The 20,064-nt window shown below is 64.5% G+C and carries 18 protein-coding genes; 17 read left to right on the forward strand and 1 reads right to left on the reverse strand.

Features of this window, described 5'->3' with window-relative positions; genetic code table 11:
* The first annotated feature begins 148 nt into the window (after window positions 1-148).
* Genes rpe through ACTQZK_RS00800 form a run of 5 tightly spaced genes read left to right on the forward strand, consistent with a single transcriptional unit; the run spans window position 149 to window position 4,645 of the window.
* A complete protein-coding gene (gene rpe / locus ACTQZK_RS00780; RefSeq protein WP_441897979.1) occupies window positions 149-853 on the forward strand; it encodes a ribulose-phosphate 3-epimerase in 705 nt (234 codons plus the stop codon).
* Between the two features lie 4 nt (window positions 854-857).
* Window positions 858-2,063 carry a cysteine desulfurase family protein gene (locus ACTQZK_RS00785; protein ID WP_216528605.1) on the forward strand — a complete coding sequence of 402 codons (1,206 nt, stop codon included), beginning with the start codon at window positions 858-860 and terminating at the stop codon, window positions 2,061-2,063.
* A gap of 52 nt (window positions 2,064-2,115) precedes the next feature.
* Window positions 2,116-2,925, forward strand: coding sequence for a histidinol-phosphatase HisJ family protein (locus ACTQZK_RS00790; protein WP_114565834.1), 810 nt, complete (start codon window positions 2,116-2,118; stop codon window positions 2,923-2,925).
* 45 nt (window positions 2,926-2,970) lie between these two features.
* Window positions 2,971-3,876, forward strand: coding sequence for a Nif3-like dinuclear metal center hexameric protein (locus tag ACTQZK_RS00795; RefSeq protein WP_441897981.1), 906 nt, complete (start codon window positions 2,971-2,973; stop codon window positions 3,874-3,876).
* A gap of 49 nt (window positions 3,877-3,925) precedes the next feature.
* Entirely contained in the window at window positions 3,926-4,645 is a 720-nt protein-coding gene (locus ACTQZK_RS00800) for a zinc ribbon domain-containing protein (protein ID WP_216528604.1), read from the forward strand.
* Between the two features lie 129 nt (window positions 4,646-4,774).
* Here ACTQZK_RS00800 and rpmB read toward each other — a convergent pair whose 3' ends face one another.
* On the reverse strand, window positions 4,775-4,966 hold the full coding sequence (gene rpmB / locus ACTQZK_RS00805; RefSeq protein ID WP_114565831.1) for a 50S ribosomal protein L28: 192 nt from the start codon (window positions 4,964-4,966) through the stop codon (window positions 4,775-4,777).
* A gap of 219 nt (window positions 4,967-5,185) precedes the next feature.
* Between rpmB and ACTQZK_RS00810 the strand changes: the two genes are divergently transcribed.
* The 12 genes from ACTQZK_RS00810 to smc all read left to right on the forward strand — a co-directional run bounded on the left by ACTQZK_RS00810 (window position 5,186) and on the right by smc (window position 19,858).
* Window positions 5,186-5,533, forward strand: coding sequence for an Asp23/Gls24 family envelope stress response protein (locus ACTQZK_RS00810; RefSeq protein WP_114565830.1), 348 nt, complete (start codon window positions 5,186-5,188; stop codon window positions 5,531-5,533).
* Window positions 5,534-5,619: 86 nt separating this feature from the next.
* A complete protein-coding gene (locus ACTQZK_RS00815) occupies window positions 5,620-7,254 on the forward strand; it encodes a DAK2 domain-containing protein (protein ID WP_441897983.1) in 1,635 nt (544 codons plus the stop codon).
* On the forward strand, window positions 7,247-9,451 hold the full coding sequence (locus ACTQZK_RS00820; protein WP_441897985.1) for an ATP-dependent DNA helicase RecG: 2,205 nt from the start codon (window positions 7,247-7,249) through the stop codon (window positions 9,449-9,451). Before ACTQZK_RS00815 ends, ACTQZK_RS00820 begins: the two co-directional genes overlap by 8 nt.
* 1 nt (window position 9,452) lies before the next feature.
* Entirely contained in the window at window positions 9,453-10,046 is a 594-nt protein-coding gene (gene rsmD, locus ACTQZK_RS00825; protein ID WP_418831755.1) for a 16S rRNA (guanine(966)-N(2))-methyltransferase RsmD, read from the forward strand.
* 27 nt (window positions 10,047-10,073) lie between these two features.
* Window positions 10,074-10,556 (forward strand): pantetheine-phosphate adenylyltransferase, encoded by a 483-nt coding sequence (coaD, locus tag ACTQZK_RS00830; protein WP_114565826.1) that lies wholly within the window; start codon window positions 10,074-10,076, stop codon window positions 10,554-10,556.
* A gap of 163 nt (window positions 10,557-10,719) precedes the next feature.
* Window positions 10,720-11,193, forward strand: a complete 474-nt coding sequence (locus ACTQZK_RS00835; RefSeq protein WP_103265837.1) for an ATPase — start codon at window positions 10,720-10,722, stop codon at window positions 11,191-11,193.
* Entirely contained in the window at window positions 11,193-11,741 is a 549-nt protein-coding gene (locus ACTQZK_RS00840) for a YceD family protein (RefSeq protein ID WP_225749280.1), read from the forward strand. Before ACTQZK_RS00835 ends, ACTQZK_RS00840 begins: the two co-directional genes overlap by 1 nt.
* A gap of 119 nt (window positions 11,742-11,860) precedes the next feature.
* Window positions 11,861-13,711, forward strand: a complete 1,851-nt coding sequence (locus ACTQZK_RS00845; RefSeq protein WP_441897988.1) for an ABC transporter ATP-binding protein — start codon at window positions 11,861-11,863, stop codon at window positions 13,709-13,711.
* A gap of 256 nt (window positions 13,712-13,967) precedes the next feature.
* The gene (rpmF, locus tag ACTQZK_RS00850; protein WP_114565823.1) at window positions 13,968-14,147 is read left to right on the forward strand and encodes a 50S ribosomal protein L32; all 180 of its coding nucleotides are present in this window, start codon (window positions 13,968-13,970) and stop codon (window positions 14,145-14,147) included.
* A 204-nt stretch (window positions 14,148-14,351) separates the two neighbouring features.
* On the forward strand, window positions 14,352-15,377 hold the full coding sequence (gene plsX, locus ACTQZK_RS00855) for a phosphate acyltransferase PlsX (RefSeq protein WP_216528601.1): 1,026 nt from the start codon (window positions 14,352-14,354) through the stop codon (window positions 15,375-15,377).
* Window positions 15,378-15,445: 68 nt separating this feature from the next.
* On the forward strand, window positions 15,446-16,291 hold the full coding sequence (gene rnc / locus ACTQZK_RS00860; protein ID WP_441898220.1) for a ribonuclease III: 846 nt from the start codon (window positions 15,446-15,448) through the stop codon (window positions 16,289-16,291).
* 6 nt (window positions 16,292-16,297) lie between these two features.
* Window positions 16,298-19,858: a chromosome segregation protein SMC gene (gene smc / locus ACTQZK_RS00865; protein WP_441897990.1), complete on the forward strand. Its 3,561-nt coding sequence runs from the start codon at window positions 16,298-16,300 to the stop codon at window positions 19,856-19,858.
* Window positions 19,859-20,064 lie beyond the last annotated feature (206 nt).

Consider the following 20,064-nt stretch of genomic DNA (forward strand, 5'->3'; position numbering starts at 1 on the left):
TTACGGTTCGGCAACCAAGGAATCGCGCAAGAGGTCGACGCAGCTTGCGGCTGCGTGTTGTTTTTCGCCTGCCGCGCGTCGGTTGCAAGCGTGCGCGCGTCGGTTGCGCTAGAATGACGGCAGCAAGCGACGAGGAAGGAACGCAGCCATGTTCGAACCGGTGAAGATCGCACCGTCCATCCTATCAGCCGATTTCATGAACTTGGGGCGCGATGTGGCGCTCTTGGAGAAAGCCGGTGCGGGATACGTGCACGTAGACGTCATGGACGGGCATTTCGTCCCGAACCTGACCATGGGAGTGCCCGTGCTCAAGCAGCTCAAGCGCGCGACCGAGCTGCCGTTGGACGTTCACCTCATGATCTCGAACCCGCTCGAGCAGCTGCCGTGGTTCCTCGACGCGGGCGCGGACATCGTGACCGTCCACGCCGAAGCGCTAGGGGCCGACGAGCTGTCGCGCGCCGTGGCAGCCATCCATGCGGGCGGCGCGAAGGCCGCGGTCAGCTTGAAGCCGAACACGCCCACCGGCGCGCTGGCGCCGGTTCTCGCCGATCTGGACATGGTCCTCATCATGAGCGTGGAGCCGGGCTTTTCAGGCCAAAGCTACATCGAAAGCAGCGAGAAGAAAGTCGAGCGCGTGGTGGAGATGGCGCGCGCGCTGGGCGTTTCCCCGCTTGTGCAGGTGGACGGCGGGATAGGCTTGAAAACGGCTCCGCTGGTGGCGGCGGCCGGCGCCGACGTCCTGGTGTGCGGCAACGCCGTGTGCGGGGCCGAGGACCCCGCGCAGGCCATCGCCGATATCACCGCCGTCGCCGAAGAGGCGCGCGCGGCCGCCCTTGCCGCGAAGGGGGCGTAGGTTCATGCGCTCGGTGCCCGAAGACTACGTGTACCTGGACTACGCGGCTACGGCGCCCCTGTGCGAAGAGGCTGCGGCGGCCATGGCACCCTACCAGGTTCCCGGACGCGCCAACCTTGCCGTGGGAGGCAACGCCAACTCGCTCCACGCCCCCGGACGCGCGGCGTTCAAAGCGCTCGAGGACGCGCGCAGGTCGCTCGCTGCCGATTTGGGCGCGCGCCGGCCTGACGAGATCGTGATCACCTCGGGCGCCACGGAAGCGGACAACGCCGCTCTCGTGGGGTTGGCGCATGCGGCCGCCGACGCGCGCAGGCGCGCGGGCAAGGGGTCGGCTGCGCTTCACGTGATCGTCACGGCAGTGGAGCACGACGCCGTGCTGGCTCCGGCGAAGCGCCTGGAGGCGGAGGGCTTTCGCGTTACCAAACTCGCGCCGAACCGCCAAGGGTTCATCGAGGTCGAGGCGCTTGAGCGCGCGCTCGACCAGGACACGGTGCTCGTTTCCGTGCAGGCGGCGAACAGCGAGGTGGGCAGCATCCAGCCGATAGCCGACCTTGCGCGCATCGCGCATGCAGCAGGCGCGCTCTTCCATACCGACGCCGTGCAGGCGCTGGGCAAGACGTTCGTGAACCTGGAGGCGTGGGGCGTCGACGCCGCTTCGTTTTCCGCGCACAAGGTGGGCGGCCCTAAGGGGATCGGCGCTTTGTACCTGAAAACCCGCACGCCGTTCGAACCCTACCAGACGGGCGGCGGACAGGAAAGCGGTCGGCGCAGCGGCACGCAGAACGTCGCCGCTGCGGCAGGGTTCGCCGCGGCCGTGCGCGCGGTGCAGCCCGAATGGCAGACCGAGGCGGCGCGCTTGCGGGCGCTGCGCGACAAGCTGTACGCTTGCCTTGGGACTCTGGAGGGCGTGTGCGCTACGGTTCAGGTCGAGCCGGGCGACGACGCGTTTCTGCCCAACATCGTGCACGTGCTGGTAGACGGACTTGAGAGCGAAACCCTCATCCTGCGCTTGGACATACAGGGCTTCGGCGTGTCGGGCGGCTCGGCGTGCTCGTCGCATTCCCTCGAGCCGAGCCACGTGCTGCGCTCTTTGGGAATCGACGCCGATCGCGCTCATGGCGCGCTGCGCGTGTCGATGGGCCGCTACACCACCGAAGCGGACGTCGACGCGTTCGTCGAAGCGATGCGCAAAAGCCTGGATTGGAACTGATACGACCCTCCGGGTTTTCGAACCCGATCGCATTAAGGAGCTTGTGAACAGCATGGAACTCGTTACCACGCATACGCATACGTGCTTTACGAACCACGGGGAGGGCACGGTGGAGGAGCTGGTGTCCGCGGCTGCGGCGGCAGGCATTTCCACCATCGCCGTGACGGAGCACTTTCCGCTGACCGATGCGTTCGATCCGCAGAGCTACCTGGCCATGCCCGCTGATCGGGTGGGCGAGTACCTGGCCGCCATCGAGGCCGCCCGCGCAGCCCATCCGGAGATGGAGATCATCGCGGGCTGCGAGCTGGACTGGTTGGGCGACGACGAGGACCGCGTGCTTTCCGAAGACGATTTCGCGCCGTTCGACCTGGTGCTGGGGTCGGTGCACTTCGTGGATCGCTGGCCGTTCGACGACCCCGCCCAGCGCGGTCGCTGGGACGAGGTGGGCGCGGACGCCATTTGGCGGCGCTACTTCGAGGTGTGGTGCGAGGCCGTGTCGTCGACCATGCCGTTCCACGTGATGTCCCATCCCGATCTGGCCAAGAAGTTCGGGTTCTATCCCAGCTTCGACCCGCAGCCGCTTTACGAGCAGGCTGCGCAGGCGTGCGCGGCAGCGGGCCGCATGATCGAGGTGAACACGTCGGGTTCGTACTACGCCTGCAAAGAGATGTTCCCCGCGCCTGCGTTGCTCGAGGCATTCTGCCGCGCGGGCGTTCCGTGCACTGTGGGCACCGACGCGCACAAGCCCCAAAACGTTGCGCGCGATATCGAGCAGGCGTACCGCCTCATGGCCCGAGCCGGTTACAGAACGGTTACGGTGCCGACAGCCGACGGGGACCGTCGCGAAATACCCATCGAGTAATCTGGATGCAGTCGTTTCTTGCAATTCGAGCAAAGGAGCAGCGTCATGGTTGCAGCTAAGAAGAACCAAAAGGACGGTAAGAAGCAGAAGGGCCTCGCCTGCCGTGCGTCCGGCCCGCTTTCTAAGCCGGTGGCAACCCTTACGATCGGCGCGCTCGAGCGCGCCCTTCTTGCCGAGTTCCCGCCCGCGGACGCCGAGTCGTGGGACTGCACCGGCATGACGGTGGGGGATCCCGCGCGCGTGGTGACCGGGGTGGCCGTTGCCCTCGATCCCACGGTGGCGGCCATCGACGCTGCGGCCGACGCCGGAGCGAACGTGCTGGTGACGCACCATCCGGCGTTTCTTGCTCCGCCGGACTCCTTCAAGCCGGCATCGTCGGTGGCGGCGTGCTCGGGCGCGGGCGTGTGGCGCGCGGTGGAGCGCGGCGTGGCGATCATGTCCTACCATACGGCCCTCGACGTGAGCCCGCGTGCCCGCTGCGTGCTTCCGGGCATGTTGAGCCTGGTGTTCCATCGCGTCTTGCTGCCTATCCCCGGAGCTCAGGGCAAGGGATACGGGCAGGTGTGCGGGCTTGGCGAAGGCGATGCGCTCACCCTGGGCCAGCTGGCCGCGCGCTGTACTTCGGTGTTCGCGCGCGCTCCTCGCGTATGGGGCGATTTCTCGCGCGACTTGGATCGCGTGGTCACCTGCACCGGCGCAACCGGCGACGTGGGCCGCGCTGCCTTGCGCGCCCAGGCCGACTGCTTGGTGTGCGGCGAGATCAAGTACCACGAAGCGCTCGACCTTTCCCAGGCGGGCTTGGGCGTGATCGAGCTGGGGCACGACACCAGCGAGCTTCCGCTTGTGCCGGTGCTTGCGGCGGCCGTCAAAAGCGCGGGCATTCCCGATGAGCTTGTGATGATGGTCGATCAACGGGATAACTGGACGTACCCCGAAACGGTACGGGTATAATGGTCGCAACGTCGCGTGCGCGGCGCTGAGACGCAGACAAAGGAAACGCATGCATGTAGATACCGATGATCTTGCAACGCTGCTCCAAATGCAGCATATCGATTTGGAGGCCATGCGCGCGCGAAAGCAGCTTGAAGAGCTTCCCCAGCGTCGCATCATCCTTGACGCGCGAACCAAGCGCAAGGCGGTCGACCAGAAGCGCGCGCAGCTCGATGCGCTCCATGCCGAAGCCGACGCGAAACTCGCGCGCATCACCGACGAGGACGCGTCCTTGGCCGAGAAGCAGCGCAAGGTCCAAGGCGAGATCGACGGTGCGCGCGGAGACTACCGTGCCGTCGAGGCTCGGACGAAGGAGCTCAACGGCTTCGCGAAGCGCCGCAACTTCCTGGAAGGCGAACTGACCTCCGTAGGCGAAGAGCTGGCGAAGATAGAGGCCGTGCAAGCCCAGGTGGAGAAAGCGCTTGCCGACATCGATTCCCAGGAAGCAGCGGCTACCCAGGTGTTCGTGAAGGAAGGCGGGGCGCTCAAGGACGGCCTTGCCCGATTGGAGGCCGAGCGCGCATCGTTGGCGGCGGCGTTGCCGGAGGAGCTGTTCGAGGCGTACGCGAAAACGCTTTCCCGTACGGGTGGCGTTGCGGTCGCGCGCTTGCAGGGGTCCAACTGCGGGGCGTGCCGCATGGGAATCGAGCACGGCCGGCTCATCGACATGCGCGCGCAGGGAAACATGGCCGCATGCCCCCATTGCGGCCGTCTGCTCATCTTAGAGTAGATCGGTTCCGATTCGGATCCGAGCCAGGGCTTTCGCCGTCGAGCGTGCTGCCCAACGAGAAAAAGCCCGCAGCGATGCGGGCTTTTTTACTCGATGCATGCGCGACGAGCGGTCGCGCGAAGCGCGAACTTACGCGCGCTCGACCTTGCCGGCCTTCATGCACTTCGTGCACACGTTGGCCTTGCGGACACGGCCCTTGTTGTCCTTGATCGTGATCTTCTGCACGTTCGGACGGAACCAGCGATTGCTCACGCGGTGCGAGTGGCTAATGCTGCGACCCGCCACGGGAGCCTTACCGCAAACTTCACAAATCTTCGACATCGTTCATCACTCCATGTACGTTGGTTGCTCGTCGGCGCAAGCCGTTGATGACAAAAAAGCCTTCACACTATAGCACATAAACTCAAACGGCCACAAGAATTTTTCGTGTAATATACTTTCAGTTGCAATTGGGCACGTCGCACGGGCGCAAGGCCTTGCGCTATACTGCTGAAGCAGGTTTTGCAGCGCGCGGTCCGTCCGCGCTCGGAAAGGAACGCCATGAACGATACGATACCTGGCAACCTCCATGTTGCCAACGATGTCTTGGCCGATATGGTCGGCAATGCCGCGCTCGAATGCTACGGCGTGGTCGGCATGGCTGCGCCCTCCGCTGCCGACGGCATCGCGAAGATACTTCCGGCCTCCCGGCTTCGTCGCGGCGTGGTGGTGACCGCGACCGACGGCGGCGTGCACGTCGAACTGTACGTGGTCATCGAATACGGCACGAACATCAACACGGTGTCGCAGAACCTCATCGACCAGGTAACGTTCGCCTTGACCGAGTACGCTCGCGTCCCGCTCGACGGGGTAGAGGTGCACGTGCAGGGCGTGAAGGTGCGCAAGTAGCACCGCCGCCTGTCTTTGACGAACCGCTGCGCACCGCGCGAGGACGACGCGCGCGGCGGGCTAATTTGAAGGAGAATAGAACCACCATGTCAGAATCCTATACCGCGAACGACCTGCTCAACGCCATTGCGGCGGCGAGCAAGACCTTGAGCGAGCGCAAAGACGAGATCAACCGTCTCAACGTCTTTCCCGTGCCCGACGGAGACACCGGCACGAACATGTCGCTGACGCTCGAGACGGTTGTCGAGAACCTTGCCGCGCTTCCCATCGGGGCCAGCGGCGCGGAAATTCGCAAGGCGATCACGACCGGCGCGCTCATGGGCGCTCGCGGTAACTCCGGTGTCATCACCTCGCAAATTTTGCGCGGTCTGTGCGAGGGCAGCGTTGGGCACGACGAGCTGAACGCCGACAGCATCGAAGCAGCGTTCTCCAAGTCCCAGGAAGTGGCCTTCCAGGCTGTGCGCAAGCCGGTCGAGGGAACCATCCTCACGGTGCTGAAGGACTCGGCCTCCGCCGCCAAGCGCGCGCGCAAGAAGAAGCTCTCGTGCGACGAAGCGCTGGCCGCCGTGGTGGAGGAAGCCTACGCTTCCGTGCAGCGCACGCCCGACCTGCTTCCCGTTCTCAAGGAGAACGGCGTGGTGGACGCCGGCGGCTTCGGCCTGGCCATCTTCTTCGACGCGTTCGTGGCCGCGCTGACCGGCAAGGAGGGTCCGCTGCGCGACGAGCTGGCCTTCGCCCGCAACGCCGCGCCGAAGGTCGAGATCGAGCAGGTCAACGACTGGGAGGGCTCGGCGTTTCGCTACTGCACCGAGTTCTTGGTGCATTCGGATACGGTCGACGTGGACGCCGCGCGCGAGTTTCTGCCCACGATGGGCGACTGCGACCTGATGGTGGGCATGCACCCCAACTTCAAGGTGCACGTGCACTCCAACCGTCCCGACGAGGTGCTCGGCTGGTTCTTGACGCACGATTCCCAGATCTCCGAGGTGCATATCCACAACATGCAGCTTCAGAGCGCGGCGCGCACCGACGCGCTGGCTGCCGAGGAAGCCGCCGTTTCCAAGCCGCTCGGCTTCGTGGCGGTTGCCGCGGGCGAGGGCAACGCGAAGATACTCAAGAGCTTGGGCGTCGACGTGGTTGTTTCCGGCGGGCAGACCATGAACCCGTCCACGAAGGACCTTTTGGACGCTGCGGGCGAGGTCAACGCCGACGCCGTGATCTTCTTGCCGAACAACAAGAACATCATCATGGCGGCCCAGAGCGCCTGCGAGCTGGCTGACAAGCCGTGCGCCGTGGTTCCGACGCGCAGCGTGCCCGAAGCGTTTGCGGCTCTGTTCGGCTTCGACGAGGACGCCAGCTTGGACGACAACGTCGAGTCCATGACCGAGGCGTACGCCGACGTGAAGACCGGCGAGGTCACTACCGCCATCAAGGATTCCAAGGATGCGCACGACAATCCCATCAAGGAAGGCGACGCCATCGGCATCGCCGACGGCTCCATCGAGTCCGTCGGTTCTTCGACCGAGGAGGTTGTCATGGCGCTTTTGTCCGTCATGGACGCCGACGACGCGGACACGCTGACCATCCTGGCGGGCGAGGACATCGACGACGATGCGTTCGACGCTTTGGTGGCGCGCATCGAAGAGGCCCACGAGGATCTTGAGATCGACGCCCATCGCGGCGACCAGCCCCTGTATCCCATCGTGATGTCCGTTGAGTAACGGCCAGCCCGACAGACTTGCAGCCACTCTCGCGCTCGACGAATCCGTCGAGCGCGTCCGTTTGGTGAGCCCCGGTCGCGCCAAGGCGCTGGCGGGGCTCGGCATTCGCACGGTGCGGGACCTGGTGACCCATTTCCCGCGCAGGTACGTCGACCTATCCGCCAAAGAGACGGTGGCCTCGGCGGTCATCGGCAGTTCCTGCACCATCGAGGGATCGGTCCACGAGATCAAGCTCAAGCGTCCCAAGCCCCGGCTTTCCTTGGTGGAGATCTCGCTCGTGGATTCCACGGGGCTGCTCATGGTGACGTGCTTTCGGCAACCGTGGCTCATGGACCAGGTCAAGCCCGGCATGAGGATTGCGGTGGCGGGGAAGCTGGAGTTCAACTACGGCTTCAAGCGCATGACCAACCCGTACCTTGAAGTCCTTGAAGGCCCCAATGCGGCGGAGGGCATGATCATTCCCGTGCATCCGGCGTGCGAGAAGGTGTCGGCTGCATGGATGCGTCGGCTCGTCGGCAACGCGCTTGACGCGTGCGCGGGCCTGTACGATCCGCTTCCTCTTGAGATTCGAGCGAAATACCGCTTGATGAGCAGGGGCGTTGCATTATCGAGCATCCATGCCCCCCATTCGATGGAGGAGGTTGCCGAGGCGCGGCGCCGCTTGGTCTACGAGGAACTGCTGTTCCTGGAGCTCATGCTCATGAGTCAGGGCCGTGAGCGCAGCGCCGGTCGCCAGGCTGTGCGCCATCGGACGGACGGTCTTCGGATAGGCGCGCTTGCCGCCGCGCTGCCCTTCGAGTTGACGGCGGAGCAGAAGCGGGCGAAGGCGGACATCTTGGGGCAGCTGGCCGCGCCGACGGTCGCCAACCACATGCTGTTGGGCGACGTGGGCACCGGCAAGACCGTCGTGGCCGCGTTCGCGCTGGCGGCGGCGGCCGACACCCAAGCGCAAGCGCTGCTCATGGCGCCTACCGAGGTGCTTGCCCGTCAACATGGGAAAAGCCTCGGACCTTTGCTTGACGCTGCGGGCGTGTCGTGGGACGTCTTGACCGGATCGACGTCCGCTGCGGAGCGCGAGGCGATCCTGCAACGGCTCGCGGAGGGCTCGTTGGACGTGCTTATCGGAACGCATGCCCTTTTAGAGGACGACGTGGCTCCGAAGCGCCTGAGCCTTGTGGTGATCGACGAGCAGCAGCGCTTCGGCGTGGAGCAGCGCGCGAAGTTGCTGTCGAAAGGCGATGCGCCCGACGCCTTGTTCCTTACGGCCACGCCCATCCCGCGCACCCTTGCGCTGGCGCTGTTCGGCGGCTTGACGCTGTCCTATATCAAGCAGCGGCCGAACGACACGGCGCAGCGGACCACGTTCGTGCATCAAAAGGCCGATCGCGGCCACGCTTACGACGCCGCGCGCGAAGCGCTTTCGCGCGGCGAGCAGGTGTACGTGGTGTGCCCGCTTATCGGGCAGAGCGGCGAGGAGCGGGACGCGAAAGCATCCGACGGGGGATCGGGCGGGCGTCGCCGCGAGGCCGACGAAGAGGCGTACGAGTACGCCGCCATCAGCATCGAAAGCGACGACGACCTGGCCGGAGACGACGTGGCCGCCGCTGCGAAAGAGGCAACCTACTTGCAAGCGACCGTGTTCGCCGACTGGAACGTGGAGCTTCTGCATGGGCGCATGCGCTCTGCGGAGAAGCAGGCCGTCATGGACCGCTTCCGGTCAGGGGAGACGCAGGTTCTCGTGGCTACTACGGTCATAGAGGTGGGCGTGGACGTTCCCAACGCCACGATCATGATCGTGGAGGACGCCGATCGCTTCGGCCTTTCGCAGCTGCATCAGCTGCGCGGACGCGTGGGGCGCGGCCGCCTTGCGGCGCAGGTTCACTTGATCTCGGCTTCCAAATCGGACGCAGCGCTCACGCGCCTGGCGGCCATGGAGCGCACCGACGACGGCTTCGAGCTTGCCAGCTACGACTTGTCGCTTCGTCGCGAAGGCGATATCCTGGGCAACCGTCAGCACGGCGCGAGCGGCCTCAAGCTGGTGAACGTGGTGCGGGACGGCAAGATCATCGAGGCGGCGCATGCCGATGCGGCCGCGATCATAGACGAGGACCCGGCGCTCGAGGATGCGGCGCATCGCCCGCTCGCGCGCGAGATGAGGCGCATGTTCGCGGGCGAGCATGCCGTGCAGGGAGGATAGCATGAGAATCATTGCAGGCGAGTACCGCGGGCGCACGCTCAAGGCGCCGAAAGGGGAGGGCACCCGCCCCACCACCGACCGGGTTCGGGAATCCATGATGAGCGTGGTGAACAGCGCACGCGGAGGTTTCGAGGGAGCGGTCGTGCTCGACGCGTTCGCGGGATCGGGCGCGCTGGGGTTCGAGGCGCTGTCGCGCGGCGCGCGATGCGCCCATTTCTACGAGTGCGGCGGCGAGGCCATGCGCGCGCTGTGCGCGAACGCCAAAACGCTGGGGCTTGAGCCGCGCGACGCGCGCATTCACCGTGCGGACGTGCTCAAGGAGCCCCCGACGTATGCGCGTCCCCCGTTCGATCTCGTGTTCCTGGATCCTCCGTACGCCTACCAGGCGGAGGCTGTCCTGGATTTGGTGGCGGCGCTCAGGCTGCGCGGCGCGCTTGCGCAGGACGCCCTGGTGGTGTACGAGCACGACGCCGCTTCGGTTTCGTTGGTGGACGAAGCGGCAAAAGCGCGCGATTTGTCCCTTGCGCAGCGAAAGAAGTACGGCGATACTGTCGTGGACGTGCTGCTGCTTGACGAGTCCAGCCGCACTGTGTGACCAAACGAGAGGAAACGTGACCCATTCATGAAACGTGCATTGACGCCCGGAACCTTCGACCCTATCACGAGCGGGCATCTTGACGTCATAACCCGCGCAGCCCAGCTGGTGGACGAGATCATCGTGGCCGTGGCGGCGTCGCCGAAAAAGCAGCCCCTGTTCACGCTGGAGGAACGCGTCGAGCTGGTGCGCAAGGCCACCAGCCATCTGCCCAACGTGCGCGTAGAGCCCTTCGACGATCTGCTGGTCGAGTTCGCTGCCAAGATGGATGCGACCGTGGTCGTGAAAGGCTTGCGCGCTATTACCGACTTCGAGTACGAGTTCCAGATGACGGCCCTCAACTATCAGTTGAACCAAGAGCTTGAAACGCTGTTCATCATGTCGCCTCCGCAGTACATGTATCTCTCGTCGTCCATCGTTCGCGAGATAGCCAGCCTGCACGGCAAGGTGGAGCAGTTCGTTCCCCCCTGCGTGCACGAGGCGTTGCTGAAGAAGTTCGGCGACGCGTAAGGGAACTGTAACGTACGTTCCGACCGGGTGAAATGTGCTTGCTTTGTGCATTGGAAGTCGGTTTCCCGACCATACGTGCTAGAATATTGCGACGCATGCGCGCGATGGTGCCCGTGCGCGCCAACGCAGATGAAACGCAGCACGCCAGGGTGGAAGGACAATCATGGACGAAACAGGAGTCTTGGGGCTGTTAGAAGAGCTCTCGATTCTGCTTGAGGACTCTAAGCCGGTTTTCGGCAAAGGCAACATGCGCCAGGTTGACATCGCCGCGGCGTTCGAGATCATGGATGAAATTCGCGACACGTTCCCGAGCGAGTTCGCTCAGGCTCGTCAGATCGTACGCGAGCGGCAAAGCCTGCTCGATGACGCAGAGGCCGAGGCCAACCGCATGATCGAGGATGCACGCAGCCAGGCTATGACCATCGCCAGCGAGCAGGAGATCGTTCGCATCTCCCAGCAGCAGGCCGATCAGGTGCTCGCCGATGCGCGCGAGCTGGAGCGTCAGACCCGCGCCGGTGCCGAAGATTACGCCGACGAGGTGTTCGGCCACGTCGAGCAGAGCCTCGATACGCTGTTGGGCAACGTGCGCCGTTGCCGCGATCGCTTGAACGCCAACTCTCTTGCTTCGGGGCGCTAATGGACGCGACGCGCATCCACGTACCCCTTGAGCTTTTCACGCCTGCCGAAAGCGCTCATTTCGAAGGCGAGCTTACGGTGCCCGTCGTCAAGTCGGGCCCTGATCTGTACGACTTCTCGGCTCCTTTGAGCTGGCAGATCGATATATCCAACACAGGTGACGCCCTGCTGGTGACCGGCACGGTGGAGGGCGAGGCCAAAACGGCGTGCGCCCGCTGCCTCGAGACCATCGCGTTTCCCGTTACGGGCGAGATAGAGGGCTATTTCCTGCTGAATTCCGAGGAAGCCGCGCCCGAGGATATGGACGAGGACGAATTCGACGTGCTGTCCGAAGACAAGGTCATCGACGTCGAACCGCTTGCCACGGCTGCGCTGTTGCTGGAGTTTCCGCTGGTGCCGTTGTGCGACGACGAGTGCAAGGGCCTGTGCTCAACCTGCGGAGCGAACCTCAACGAAGGTCCCTGCGGTTGCGAGCCGGCATCCGACGAAGACGACGTGCCGCCGAACCCCTTCGCCGTCCTGAAAGATTTCCCCTTCGAGGAGAAGTGAATTCCCCCTTTGGTTTCGATGGGACGATGCAACGGGGTCAGTGATCCGTTTTCCGGCTTGTTGCCGAACACGAGACATTGACCCCGTTGTCTTATGCTGCGCGCGTCAGGAGCGCTACAATGGGCGGTATGGATACTACGACCAAACCTCAAAGCGACCCGAAGGTCTCTGCGCGCACGGTGTTCGCCCGATTCGCAAGCTACTACAAGCCGTATAAGTTCCTGTTCTTCTTCGACTTGGCGTGCGCCACTGTGCTCGCAGCGGTCGATCTGGCGTTTCCTCAGCTTTTGAACTTCTTTACCAGGGACTTTTTCACCAGATCGGCCGACGTTGTTTTGACATCGCTCGGGTGGATCACCCTTCTGTTCGCCGCATTGTACTCGGTGCGCACGGCGTGCCAGTACTTCATCACCAGCTGGGGCCACATCATGGGCGTGCGCATGGAGGCGGACATGCGCATGGACCTGTTCAAGCAGTATCAACGCTTGAGCTTCGGCTATTACGACCGCAACAATACCGGCGAGATGATGAGCAAGCTGGTAACCGACCTGTTCGACGTGTCGGAGCTGGCTCATCACGGGCCGGAGAACCTGTTCATCTGCATCCTGAAGATCGTGGGATCGTTCGCGCTGCTGTTCTTCATCAACGTGCCGCTGACCGCCATCATGTTGGGAGCGACCGTCTTGCTGGCTGCCTACGCCGCATGGCGCAACTACCGCAAACGCCTCATCTTCACCGAGAACCGCAAGAAAATGGCCGACATCAATGCTCGATTGCAGGATTCCCTCGGCGGCATTCGCGTGGTGAAGTCGTTTGGAAACGAGTCCGTGGAGATCGGCAAGTTCAGCCGCGTGAACGATCGGTTCGTGGGGACCAAGGAAAGCTCGTACCGGTTCATGGGGTCGTTCCATGCCGTGAACTCGCTGTTCATCGGCGTGTTGTACGCGGTTACCGTAGTGGGCGGCGGGTACTTCGTGGCTCAGGGCGAACTGGCGGTGACGGATCTGGCCATCTACGCTTTGTACATCGGCATCTTCATTTCTCCTATCGAGCAGCTGATCAACTTCGTGGAGACGTTCCAGAAGGGCTACGCCGGCTTTCGCCGGTTCATGGAGGTTCTGGCCGTGCGGCCCGACATCCAGGATGCGCCGGGGGCCTTGGACCTGCGCGTTGCCCGGACGGCGCACGGCTTCGACACGGCCGCTTGCGGCGAGGCGGGAACGTGCGGCGCGCGTGCGCGGGGAGCGGTTCGCTATCGCGACGTGCGGTTCAGCTACGATGGTAGGCGCGACGTTCTGCGGGGGTTCGACCTGGCCGTGCCTGCAGGCGCCACCGTGGCGTTGGTAGGGCCTTCGGGCGGCGGGAAGACCACCGCATGTTCGCTGCTCCCTCGGTTCTACGATCCCCAGTCCGGTTCGGTCGAAGTCGACGGCATCGACATCCGTGCGATTACGGCATCGTCGCTTCGCGAGGCGATCGGCATCGTGCAGCAGGACGTGTACCTGTTCGGCGGCAGCATTTCCGAGAACATTGCGTACGGACGGCCCGATGCGACGGCGTCGGAGATAGAAGAGGCCGCACGGCGCGCGAACATCCACGAGTTCGTTGAGAGCCTGCCCGACGGCTACGATACGTTCGTGGGCGAGCGCGGAGCTCGCTTGTCCGGCGGCCAAAAGCAGCGCATCGCCATCGCGCGGGTGTTTCTGCGCGACCCGAGCATTCTCATCTTGGACGAAGCCACGAGCGCCCTTGACAACGAGAGCGAGCGCGCCGTGCAGCGCTCGCTCGACGAGCTGTCGGCCGGACGCACCACGCTCATCATCGCGCATCGCCTGTCCACCATTCGCGGGGCGGACTTCATCGCCGTGGTGGACGACGGGCGCGTGGCGGAGCTGGGCACCCATGAGGACTTGCTGGCTTTGGGCGGCACGTACGCCGCTTACTACCGCATGCAGTTCGGAGCCTCCTAGGTTCAGCTTCCTGCGCGCGTGCTCTTCTCTCGCATCTTGGCGCTTTTCGAGCACGTAAGGCTGGTTTTGCGCTATGATCAACGATGCGTTTGTCGTGAAAGTGCCAGTGGTTTATGAATCCTGCATGCCGTTTGCAAAAATGACCTCGCAGGACCCTTGCGGGACCCACAAACCTTTGGTACCATACCACTTCGCGTGTTTACTAAGCGAAAGCGAGCGAGCGTACCGCTCGGCAAAAAGCAAGGAGATAGAGATCATGGCAGTACCTAAGCGCAAAATGGGCCGTGCCCGCACTCATGCCCGTCGCAGCACCAACGACAAGATCGCGGCGCCTTCCCGCTCCGTGTGCCCCCAGTGCGGCGAAGCCAAGCTTCCGCACCGCGTGTGCCCGAACTGCGGCTTCTACAAGAACCGCGAGGTCATCGAGACGGACTAACCGTCTCCTGCGCGCGAGCGCTTACGTCCGCGCCTTGACAAGCCTCCCCGCACATCACGCTTTTTGCGTGACGAGCCGGGAGGCTTTTTTGCATGTTCGTCTATACTGTTGAAGGAAGCTATGCGCTGCGCGCATGCGCCCGCTCGCGCGATTGCGGTCGGACGCATGCGTCCACGCGACTCCACCGAGGAATGCGAGGACACCATGCCCGATAAAGTTACCATCACCGTCGACGCCATGGGGGGCGACAACGCTCCGGCCGTCGTGCTCGAAGGCGTTGCCGATGCGCTATCGACCGATTCCGACCTGACCGTTATCCTGTGCGGTCCGGCCGAGGTGGTCGAGCCCTTCGCCTCTCAGCACGAGCGTTGCGTAGCTCAGCCTACCACCGAGGTTATCGGCATGGCCGAGCATCCGGCAAACGCCGTGCGCAAGAAGAAGGGCTCGTCTATCGTGGTGGGTTGCCGCCTGGTGAAAGAGGGCGCGGCGCAAGGGTTTTTCTCTGCGGGCTCTACGGGGGCCTGCCTGGCGGCCGGGACGTTGGTCATGGGCCGCATCAAAGGCATAGCGCGCCCCGCGCTTGCGACGGTCATCCCGTCGCCGGTTCGTCCCGTGGTCATGTGCGACGTGGGGGCGAATGCGGACTGCAAGCCGGAATACCTGGTGCAGTTCGGCCGCATGGCGTCGGTGTATGCCGAGAAGATCCTCGGGATCGAGAACCCTCGCGCCGCCCTGCTGAACATCGGCGAGGAGGACACGAAGGGGTCCCAGTTCGCCCAGGAGGCTCACGAGCTGCTGAAAGAGCAGCTTTCCAACTTCGCGGGCAACGCTGAAGGCGGCGACATCCTGGCCGCCACCTACGACGTGATCGTCACCGACGGCTTCACGGGCAACGTGTGCTTGAAGACCATCGAGGGCACGTCCAAGGTGCTGTTCAAAACGCTCAAGGACGTCATGATGGCGACGCCGGTTACCAAGCTGGGCGCCTTGACCATCAAGGGCGGCTTGAAGCAGCTTATGGCGCAGGTCAGTCCCGATACGTACGGCGGCGCGCCGCTTCTTGGCGTGAAGGGCGCATGCATCGTGGGGCATGGCTCGTCGAACGCCTATGCGGTAAAGAGCGGCGTTCTGACCACGGCGAACTTCGTACGTGCGGGCATTACGGATATAATCGCGCAGACGGCTACGGGCGTCCAGGCGGGCGCTCCGGGAAACGGCGGTCAAGAATGACGCTTGAGAACCTGTTCGATTCCAACGAGCCTTCGGTTTCAAATCTTGACAAGAGGTTCGAAACTCCCATGATGCTGACCGACGAGCAGCGCGGCAAGCTTGATCGGGCTCAGAGCATCCTGGGATACCGGTTCAATCAAGAGCAACTGCTCCTTTCGGCTGTAACCCACCCTTCGGCTACCGAAGGCAAGGCCGTCAAGTACTCCTACGAGCGGCTCGAGTTTTTGGGCGACAGCATTTTGGGCGCCATCGTGGCCACTATCGCGTTCGATCGCTTTCACGACCTGGACGAAGGCGGCTTGACGCGCATCAAGGTGGCTCTCGTCTCGGGCGCGAGCTTGTCGGAGGTAGCCGAGCGCCTGGGGTTCACGGACGTGATCGTGTTCGGGTCTTCCGAGACGGGAACGGGTCGGCGCGGACTGCATTCTGCGCTCGAGAACGTGTACGAGGCCGTGGTGGCTGCGCTGTTTCTGGACGGCGGCATGGGCGCTGCCGTGAGCTTCGTGCGCGAAACGCTTATTCCGCGCATGTCGGTTGACATGGCGAAAGAGCCGGAGAACCCGAAGAGCGCGCTGCAGGAAAAGCTGCAAGAAGACGGCATCACGCCTACGTACAAGCTGGTGGAAACGCAGGGGCCGCCGCATGACCGCACGTTCGTGGCGCAGGTGTTCGCCGGGTCGCAGGGGCTTGCCCGCGGCACCGGGCGCACGAAGAAGGAAGCCGAGAGCCAGGCTGCCAAAAGCACGCTCGCTCGTTTGGGCGAGTTCTTCGGCCTGGGCGTCGACGAGGGCGTGCGCGCGGAGAAAGCCGCCGCAGCCAAGCAGGCCAAGGAAGAGAAGGCTGCCGCACGCGCCGAGCAGAAGGCCCGCAAGAAGTCCGAACGAGAGCGCGCGAAGCAGCGCAAGCAAGGGTAGCCTCACATGCACTTGAAGTCACTGGTCCTCAAAGGGTTCAAGTCGTTCGCCGACCGCAGCGTCCTGGCCATGGAGCCGGGCATCACTGCCGTGGTCGGCCCGAACGGATCGGGAAAGTCCAACATTTCCGATGCCGTGCTGTGGGTGCTGGGCGAGCGCAATGCCAAGCACCTGCGCGGACAGGCCATGGAGGACGTGATCTTCGCGGGGTCCTCGGCGCGCAAGAGCGTGGGCGTTGCGGAAGTGGACCTGGTGCTGGACAATTCGGACGGCACGCTTCCGGTCGATTACAGCGAGGTGGCCATCACGCGGCGCATGTACCGCTCTGGCGAGAGCGAGTACCTGATCAACGGCACGGTCGCGCGGCGCATGGACGTGCTCGACATCCTGCACGATTCGGGGTTGGGCACGGGCACGCATTCCATCATCTCCCAGGGAAGCCTGGATTCCATTCTGCAATCGAAGCCGGAGGACCGCCGCGCGCTCATCGAAGAGGCGGCTGGCGTTCTCAAGCACAAGCAGCGCAAGGCGAAAAGCGAGCGCAAGCTGGCGGCCATGGACGCCCACCTGGCGCGCGTAAAGGACGTTGCAGCCGAGGTGGAGCGTCAGCTGGGTCCGCTCGAGCGCAAGGCGAAACGCGCCCGCACCTATCAGGGGCTGGCGGCCGAGCTGTCCGATTTGAGCTTGTCGCTGGCCGTTGACGACCTGCGCACGCTGCGCCGAGCATGGGACGGCGCGCAAACCCGCGAGCAGGCTCTTCAGGCCGAGCTTGAAGAGAAGCGGGCTGCCATCGGCAAGGCCGAGGCACATGCGGAAGAGCTGCAGGAGAAGATTCGGCGCGAAAGTGTGGACGCGGGAGACCTGGCCCGTCGGCATCGGCGCGCGTCTTCGGCTGTCGAGCGGTTCGACGGCGCGGTGCTTTTGCTGCACGAGAAGCGCCGCGCGGCGCAAAGCTACGAAGCCGACCTGCGCGTTACGCTGGAATCGAACAAGGTCAAGCGCGCTCAGGCGGAAGCGGACCGTGCGCAGGCGGCGGCGCAGTTGGCCGAGGTTCGCGCAAGTCGCGAGGCTGCCGATGCGGCCGTTGCCCGGTTGACCGAGGAGCAGGCTCAAAACGCCAAACGCAGGCGAGACCTCGAGCGCGAGCTCGAGGATATCGAGAAGGCCAAGCGCTCTGACGAGCGCGCGCAAGAGCAGGCGCGCCGTGAGCTTTCCGAGACGCAGGAGGCTTTGGCAAGCGGGCTTGCCCATGTGAAGTTGATTGAAGGCCACGGCAAGGAGCTGGAACTTCAGTTGGGCCGTGCGCAGGCCGAAGCCGCCGCGCAGGCCGAAGCCGCCGCGCAGGCCGAAGCCGAACTGGCTGCGTTGACCGAGCGGGAAGCTGCTGCGCGCGCGAAGGTTGGCGAGGCTTTGGTTGCACGCGAATCGGCGCGCGCGGAGCTTGATCAGGCGCGAGAGGCCGCAACCCTGCTGTCTTCGGAGATCAAGGGTCTTGAGGAACTTGAGCGCGCCGCAGCGGCCTCGGGGCCGGCGCTCGCATGGCTGCTGGACCATGCCGACGAACTGGAGGCGGGGATCGAGCCGATCGCCCGCGCGGTGCGCGCGCCCGCCGGTGCCGAGGCGCTGGTGGAGCGCTTGCTGGGCGCGGACGTGTCGGCGCTGTTGGTGGACGACGAGGTTCGCGCGAGCGCGGTTGCGGCTGCTCTTCTGTCTTGCGACGAGCAGGGCGAGGTCGTGCTCGTTTCCCGCGCGGGGAAGCAGACGACGTCGGCGCCTGCGCGCGCTGCTGCGCAAGCGGGGCTCGGCCGTGCCTTGGTGGACGATCTCTCGTATCCCGAGGAGGCGTCTCGCGCGGTCGAGGCGCTTCTGGGCGATGTGGTGGTGTGCGATAGCCGGGAAGATGCGTTCGCGGCTCATGCGCGCGACCTCTCTGGTGCTCGTTTCGTCACGACGGACGGGTGCGTCGTATGGCCGAACGGGAAGGTGACGGTTGGTTCGGCGACGGTCGAGGATGCCGAGGGCGTTCTCGCGCGCGCTCGACGCGCCGATGAGCTGCGCGCTCGGTTGTCGGCTGCCGAGGAGACGCGCGCCGCTTCGGAAAAGCGCACTCAGGCTGCCGAGGAAACGCTGCGCAGCGCGCAGGCCGACAGCTTGAAGCTGTCGCAGCAGTTGGCCGAGCTGCGAGGCAAGACCGACGCGGCGCGCGCAGACGCCCGACGAGCCGAGGAGAAGCTGGCTTCGGTGCGCCGTGAGTTCTCCGATATCGAGGGCCAGCGAGCGCAGGCCGAGCGCACCGTTGCCGAGGCTCGCCCTTCGGTGGAGGCGCTCGAGCAGCGTCTGGCTCAGTTGAAGAAAAGCCTGGACGAGGGCGCGGCGAAGCTCCAGGAGGCGCAGGATACGGTGGTTCCCCTGCGCAAGCTTGCGGCGCAGCTGCGCGATTCGCTTTCGGAAGCGAAGCTCAAGGCGGCAACACTGTCCGAACGCGAAACGTACACGTCGCGCATGGTGGACGCGAGAACGCGCGATCTGGAAGCCGTCGATGCAAGCGATGCGGAAGCGCGCGATTCCCTTGTGCGCAAAACGGTGGCTCAAAAGCGCATCGAGCCTTTGCTTGCGCTGTTCGAGGAGCTTACCGCGAGCGCTCGCCGCTGGACGCGCGATCTGGAGGAAGCGGCGACGGCTGCACAGGATTCGTCGGCTGGCCTGCACGCTGCGGTCAACGAGGCTCGCGCAGCGGCGCGAGCTGCGCATGATGCCTTCGATGCCGCGAACGCCCGCCTGTCCGAGGCTCGCGTGGAGAAGGGCCGCCTGGAGGTTCAGGTGGAAGGCGCGGTCAACGCCATCGTCCACGATTGCGGCGTGCCGCTCGATCGCGCGCTCGAGACCCCCGAGCTCGAGGACCGGGGGGCAACCGAGGATGCCGCTTTCAAGCTGCGTCGTCGCATCGCCAACATGGGTACCATCAACCCGGATGCCGCCGAAGAGTACGAGCAGCTCAAGAGCCGCTACGACTACCTGGCTGCGCAGTTGGCCGACCTGGACGGCGCCCGCCGGTCGCTTTCCAAGATCGTCCGCGTTATCGATGCACGCATGAAAGAGGACTTCATTCGCACCTACGAAGCAGTCGACAAGAACTTCCAGGAGATATTCGCCGTGCTCTTCCCGGGCGGTTCGGCTCATTTGACCTTGGTTGATCCGGATGATCTGGAGGCCACGGGCGTGGAGGTGACCGCGCAGCCGCGCGGAAAGCGCATTACGAAGATGATGCTCATGAGCGGCGGGGAGAAATCGCTCACGGCGCTTGCGCTCCTGTTCGCGGTGTACCGCATCCGCACGACGCCGTTCTACATCCTGGACGAGGTGGAGGCCGCGCTGGACGATTCGAACCTGCGTCGCTTGACGGCGTACCTGGAATCGCTGCGCGACTCCACGCAGCTCATCATGATCACGCACCAGCGTCGCACTATGGAGATGGCCGACGTGCTGTTCGGCGTGTCCATGCAGGCCGACGGCGTGACGAAGGTGGTCAGCCAGAAGCTCGAGAACGCTCTGCGCCATGCCGAATAGCCTTCGGGCGCCGGGCGGCGGTGCCCAGCCGCTCGAACAATCCTGAGCTCGCGCGAACAGCCCGCTGGGCGGTTCGACTCGTGCGGAACTCGCTTGGTGGGCACCGCCGCCCGGCTCCTTTGCAGGCGTTGTGCGTGGTGCAGGGCGGTTCGCTTCTGTCTGCGAGGGAGCCAGGGGATGGGACGGGCGCGATGTTTGCGGGGTGC

The sequence above is a fragment of the Paraeggerthella sp. LCP19S3_G8 genome (assembly GCF_052119225.1).
Classification (GTDB): Bacteria; Actinomycetota; Coriobacteriia; order Coriobacteriales; family Eggerthellaceae; genus Paraeggerthella; species Paraeggerthella hominis.

Coding starts and splice junctions, on each gene's coding strand:
- plsX (WP_216528601.1), top strand. CDS start 14,352: ATGCCCGATAAAGTTACCATCACCGTCGACGCCATGGGGGGCGACAAC.
- ACTQZK_RS00795 (WP_441897981.1), top strand. CDS start 2,971: ATGGTTGCAGCTAAGAAGAACCAAAAGGACGGTAAGAAGCAGAAGGGC.
- rpmB (WP_114565831.1), bottom strand. CDS start 4,966: ATGTCGAAGATTTGTGAAGTTTGCGGTAAGGCTCCCGTGGCGGGTCGC.
- rsmD (WP_418831755.1), top strand. CDS start 9,453: ATGAGAATCATTGCAGGCGAGTACCGCGGGCGCACGCTCAAGGCGCCG.
- ACTQZK_RS00840 (WP_225749280.1), top strand. CDS start 11,193: ATGGACGCGACGCGCATCCACGTACCCCTTGAGCTTTTCACGCCTGCC.
- ACTQZK_RS00800 (WP_216528604.1), top strand. CDS start 3,926: ATGCATGTAGATACCGATGATCTTGCAACGCTGCTCCAAATGCAGCAT.
- coaD (WP_114565826.1), top strand. CDS start 10,074: ATGAAACGTGCATTGACGCCCGGAACCTTCGACCCTATCACGAGCGGG.
- rnc (WP_441898220.1), top strand. CDS start 15,446: ATGATGCTGACCGACGAGCAGCGCGGCAAGCTTGATCGGGCTCAGAGC.
- ACTQZK_RS00845 (WP_441897988.1), top strand. CDS start 11,861: ATGGGCGGTATGGATACTACGACCAAACCTCAAAGCGACCCGAAGGTC.
- ACTQZK_RS00835 (WP_103265837.1), top strand. CDS start 10,720: ATGGACGAAACAGGAGTCTTGGGGCTGTTAGAAGAGCTCTCGATTCTG.
- rpe (WP_441897979.1), top strand. CDS start 149: ATGTTCGAACCGGTGAAGATCGCACCGTCCATCCTATCAGCCGATTTC.
- ACTQZK_RS00785 (WP_216528605.1), top strand. CDS start 858: ATGCGCTCGGTGCCCGAAGACTACGTGTACCTGGACTACGCGGCTACG.
- rpmF (WP_114565823.1), top strand. CDS start 13,968: ATGGCAGTACCTAAGCGCAAAATGGGCCGTGCCCGCACTCATGCCCGT.
- ACTQZK_RS00815 (WP_441897983.1), top strand. CDS start 5,620: ATGTCAGAATCCTATACCGCGAACGACCTGCTCAACGCCATTGCGGCG.
- ACTQZK_RS00810 (WP_114565830.1), top strand. CDS start 5,186: ATGAACGATACGATACCTGGCAACCTCCATGTTGCCAACGATGTCTTG.
- smc (WP_441897990.1), top strand. CDS start 16,298: ATGCACTTGAAGTCACTGGTCCTCAAAGGGTTCAAGTCGTTCGCCGAC.
- ACTQZK_RS00790 (WP_114565834.1), top strand. CDS start 2,116: ATGGAACTCGTTACCACGCATACGCATACGTGCTTTACGAACCACGGG.